Source organism: Streptococcus sp. 477 (genome assembly GCF_013277295.1).
In the GTDB taxonomy this organism is placed as follows: Bacteria; Bacillota; Bacilli; order Lactobacillales; family Streptococcaceae; genus Streptococcus; species Streptococcus pseudopneumoniae.
On record NZ_VMMQ01000061.1, the window covers coordinates 1 to 4722 of the forward strand.

Annotated in this window: 4 protein-coding genes; 1 reads left to right on the forward strand and 3 read right to left on the reverse strand. The window is 38.4% G+C overall.

Translation table 11 applies throughout. From position 1 onward, the window contains the following. Positions 1-111 precede the first annotated feature (111 nt). The 3 genes from HT691_RS07480 to HT691_RS07490 form a co-directional block, all read right to left on the reverse strand. The gene (locus tag HT691_RS07480) at positions 112-921 is read right to left on the reverse strand and encodes a replication initiation protein (RefSeq protein ID WP_000715517.1); all 810 of its coding nucleotides are present in this window, start codon (positions 919-921) and stop codon (positions 112-114) included. A 976-nt stretch (positions 922-1897) separates the two neighbouring features. Next, positions 1898-3400, reverse strand: a complete 1503-nt coding sequence (gene mobV, locus HT691_RS07485) for a MobV family relaxase (protein ID WP_023937738.1) — start codon at positions 3398-3400, stop codon at positions 1898-1900. A 449-nt stretch (positions 3401-3849) separates the two neighbouring features. Continuing rightward, positions 3850-4137 (reverse strand): hypothetical protein, encoded by a 288-nt coding sequence (locus HT691_RS07490; protein ID WP_078373521.1) that lies wholly within the window; start codon positions 4135-4137, stop codon positions 3850-3852. Between the two features lie 64 nt (positions 4138-4201). On the opposite strand from HT691_RS07490, the gene HT691_RS07495 reads away from it, so the two are divergent. Continuing rightward, the gene (locus tag HT691_RS07495) at positions 4202-4660 is read left to right on the forward strand and encodes a hypothetical protein (protein ID WP_000733562.1); all 459 of its coding nucleotides are present in this window, start codon (positions 4202-4204) and stop codon (positions 4658-4660) included. Positions 4661-4722 lie beyond the last annotated feature (62 nt).

The window sequence follows — 4722 nt, forward strand, 5'->3', positions numbered from 1 at the left end:
GAGCTGCTTTTTCATCTCAATAGCATCTTTTTACTCATAAATTAGATATAAACAAGTGTTTTCCATGACAGTTACAACCATTTGAACCATACTTAGATTTTTGAACAGTGCTTAATCTAAAAAATCATAAATATCTGTCTGTCGACTTCTTTCTTCAGCTTGCTTGATTATCTCTGCAGTTGGTACTTGTCGATTATCAGTAATCTGCATTTCATAGCCTATGACCTTTCGGCCATTTTTAACTACGTTTAGATAAACATCTACCCCTAATTTTTTCTCTAGCTCTTCTGCCCCAACTTTCAGACAGTTCCTTGCAAAGATTGCAGGGGGCATTCTTCTCTCTTCCCCTAAAAACCAATCTTGCCAATCGTCTAAATCTCCTTGAATGGTTGTGACACGTTGATTTTTAAAGCGATTTGCTTCCCACAATTTCATCAAAATAATGGCATACTTTGATTTGATTTGAGCTAACTCTGCCAATTTGAACGAGAAGAACTGGCTACGTAAAGCAAATACGTAAGGCGCAGCATCTTCTGAAAAGATAAATTCCACTTCGCCATTAGCTAAGAATTTAATTTTTCTAAATAACTGGGTCATCAATATCCCTTTAACGCCATTCTCAACGATTGGCAGATATAACGCAGTGTTTTCGTTTAGGGCTTTAAAGCCACGTGCCACACGCTCATAGTTTTTCCCTGAAGCGTTCAATCCAAAGTGCTTCAGCACCTCTTTTGCATTTGTCGTAAATGTATCTGTTGCAGTGCTTTCTTTGGTCACATAGCTAAAACAATAGTCCAGTAGCTTATGTTCAAAGGCTTTTAAATTCCCAAAGGCTTTGGCTAGGTCATTCGCTTGTACTACTAGATAATCTTGTCTAGACATCAAGCCCTCAAACGCATTTTCTGACTTCCCTTTTTTCATGGCTTAACCTCACGTACTTTTTTGTCATAAATGATTATATAATATTACATGACAAACTTCAAGTAATTTATTACTTTTTTGTCATGTATCACGTACTTTTTTGTCATGTATCACGTACTTTTTTGTCATGTATCACGTACTTTTTTGTCATGTATCACGTACTTTTTTGTCACTTATCTCCTCGCAAACCCTTGATAATACTGACTTTTTGACACCCCCAAAGTATATATAAAGTAAGTTATAAAGTAAGTATGAAAGTAACTCCTTTAGAAAAAATCCTTCATTTTTTTTTAATTTTTCAAAAAAAAAGACCCTATCGGGCCAATCTCTTAAAAATGCATCCGGGGTCTTTACAGCTCGAAGCTGAAGGCAGTCCCACACCCGACACAAAATAGTGCCCTTTGAGCTATCCGTTTCCAGTTGCCCGACCTATAAAGAGATTCACGCCACCGACCGTATCGCTGAGGCGCCTCAATTTGATTATATCACAAATGTCTATTTTTGACACCCATTATAAAACTATGTTATAATTTAATCAACAACAAGAGTAGTGAGTTCATCACGCTAAACGAAAAGCACCCTGTCCGCCAAGACTTAGGGTGCTTTTTTGCGCTAGCTACAACACACTAGCGTTCGTGAAAAGTGACACTATTTCTCGTTGTCATCGAAGCGCTTTTCAATCCACTTCATCCCATAGGCTTTCCCCAACTCGTACGCTAAGGGCAACACTACTCGGACAACAACAAGAAGAGTAATGAGTTCTAACAAGCTAAACACCTCCTTTCGAAGGCTTAGTGCCAGAATATTGCTATTATACCATGTCCGCTTGCTTTATTCCATGGTCTATTTGACAACAAGGAACCTAGGTCGTTAGTCTTTGGTTTGTCGGTCAGCTGAACAAAGTTCAGACTGAACCGCCTTAACCAGTCTAACTTGACCTAGCTTATTGTCAAATAGCTTTCACGGCATAAATCGCTCAGATACTCCGCCCTTTTGTAGGCTCATGTCTTTTCCTAGACAGTTCTCGTGTCTCTCTTAAGTTTTCTAAACGCTTATTGAGGCTGGTTACTTCTTTTTCTGTTATGACTTCAGAAAGGTCATCTAAGAGATTTTTAGAAACTTTCAACTCCCTGTTTTCTAGCTTTAATGCTTTGTTTTCAGTCTCTAATTGCTGATTTTTCCATTCTGCATGAGATAGGCTATTTTCAAGCCTACTCTTTGCTTCTTTCATGCCTGCTAGTGCATTTCTAAGTAACTCATTTTGATTGACCGCCTGCTCCAGCTTCTCTACAACATCAGACACAAACGTCTTCAGTCGTCCAACAAAATCCGAAGTAAAATTAAAGCCATCGCCAAACAGTTTAGGAGTAGCATTTTCTAATTCTTCCTGCAACTCTTTGGCAACTCGACGTCTATCTAAATCTCTATACGAAATTTTCGATAAGTTACTTGATTGTTCCACCAAAAGTTGCGTTTTTTCTCTATGAGCTCTCTCCAGACGAACCACATCATCGCTCAGACGCTTAGAATCGCTTTTTAACCCCTTTATTTCCTCCTGACGACTATTTACCTCAGAATTTAACTCAGATAGCTCTGAGAGCCTCTCAGAAGCCTCAGAATCGATTTTACCGTATTCGTCAATCTTTTTCTCAAGGACACCCTCTAAACGTCCTAAATCTGCCCTTAAATCGTTTCTATGAGTGTCTAGCCATTTGAAACGCTCTTCCAACGTCGCTTCTCGGATGTTAAATGTCACGTCTGAATCTGCAAACAAAGAACCTATGTCCTCATAATCTTGAATTTCTGACATTGTTGCAGGTCTACGTTCTTCCGTATGCCAATATTTTGGCGCTCCTAAATCTAGCAATTCCTGATTAAGAGCTTCACGCCCCATTTTTTCCTTGTAGTCCGCCACACTCAAATGCTGTTCTTTGCTATCTCGCTTTCCACGTTGCAACTCAAAACCATGCTCATTCATGTACTTTGGCAAATCTTCCTGAATATGCTTTAGCTCCTCACGGTTAAACATAACCTTTGATGACAGCTTACCATTTCTCATTGGCACAATCCCTAAGTGCATGTGTGGGGTACTCTCATCAAGATGTACACTGGCATAAGCAACGTTGGTTTCTCCGTAATTCTCCGCGAAGTAGTTTTTAGCCGTTTCAAAAAATTTTCTCGTCTGCTCCTGGCCCAACTTTTCAAAAAAATCTTTATCTGACGTAATAATCCATTCATCACACAAAACAGCGTCTTTCCGTATCCCACGTTTAGAACTCTTGTTCTCGTTCACATAGTCCTTAATTTGCCGTTCATACGACACAGAGCGGTCACGATCCGTCAACTCATAGTTGAGGTGTGACCTGCTCGTGTCGATGTCTTTGTTTGAGTGCTTTTCAAAAATCCGTTCATTGTGCTTATATGCGCCACCCAAATTCCCAACTTTCATTTTCTGCATTCTCGCAACCATGTAGCTCATAACTTTTACCTCCTCAGGTGGGTCATTCGAGTAGCGAATGACAGACGAGCCGGCAAGCCTATTGCTCGTCTATTGTGCTAACATTCTAGCTAGAATTTTAGCACAAATTTCGGCTAACTTCCATGTAAAGTATAACGCACTATACTTTACTTCGTAAAAGTGCGTTCTCCGAAGGCTCTTGCAGAGAGCTAGTCCGCCCACTTTATGCCAGGGAGAACTACAAAAAAAGCCCTCGAATCGCAAGGGCATTTTTTGAAAAATTGGGCGACTTCGATAAGTCCCCCAAAGTCATTTTTTCAAAATGACAGTCGGACGGCTTCGCTATTGTCCGACCAAAAAATCAAAGTAAACATAGTTGAGAAAATTATCTCCATAGGAAACATTGATACTATCAACTCCACACATCCTACATAGACAGTTTCCATTATATTTTTTAATATTCTTCAAAACTATATCTTATACAAATTATTTAATCTTTCTAACTCTAATACATTCATACATACTTCTACTCCAGTAACTCCCCCCTTACTATGAATAACCCCACAAGAAAACACAATCCTCTCCTTACTCAAAATATTTGACAACACTACTAATGATTCTAAAATATAATCCTTTATAATAATAAAACTATTATTTTCATCCTTAGCAAACTCTATAAATCCAATATCCTTACACCTATCACCAAGATGAAACCTAAGTGATTTCAAAAAATAATCAAAAAAAACATCACCCTTCATAGAAAACCCTTTCATTTTTAAAAATATTCTGATATAATCATACAAAAAATAAAGGAGAACTACCATGAAAAAACTTATTTTATTTATAACTACCTTTCTCACTCTTCTTTCATTTACTGTTACAACATATGCCGAAACTCCAAAAGCAAACCAAATCACCCCATATTCTACTGCAACTGGAAATGGTGGAGTTTCCAAAATAGAAATTTATGATAACCGAAGTAGAGCATGGTGGTACGCACGACCTTATACTAAAAGCTCTTATCAATTCTCTGGAGGAGTTCGTATTACATTAACAAATGGCCGTACCTTATATTACCCGGTAAGCGGTCAAGGTAGGGCAGGACAATCAGTTAGTGGTTCAATATATGTAAGCGGAAAAATAAAAAGAGTAACTTTTACAGGTGTAGCTTACGGCCCTGGTGGAATACAAATAGCACTTCCTCAATCAGAAACAAATAATTACAGTAGTGGTGGTTCAGGGATGAGCATACCGAACCCTGAAATTCTATACGAAGAATAATTCACTAACAAGAAAGAGACTGGGACAATTTTGTCCCAGTCTCTTTAAATTTCATCAACATC

Excerpts from the sequence above, each read along its gene's own strand:
- HT691_RS07490 (WP_078373521.1), bottom strand. The coding sequence starts at position 4,137 with ATGAAGGGTGATGTTTTTTTTGATTATTTTTTGAAATCACTTAGGTTT.
- HT691_RS07480 (WP_000715517.1), bottom strand. The coding sequence starts at position 921 with ATGAAAAAAGGGAAGTCAGAAAATGCGTTTGAGGGCTTGATGTCTAGA.
- mobV (WP_023937738.1), bottom strand. The coding sequence starts at position 3,400 with ATGAGCTACATGGTTGCGAGAATGCAGAAAATGAAAGTTGGGAATTTG.
- HT691_RS07495 (WP_000733562.1), top strand. The coding sequence starts at position 4,202 with ATGAAAAAACTTATTTTATTTATAACTACCTTTCTCACTCTTCTTTCA.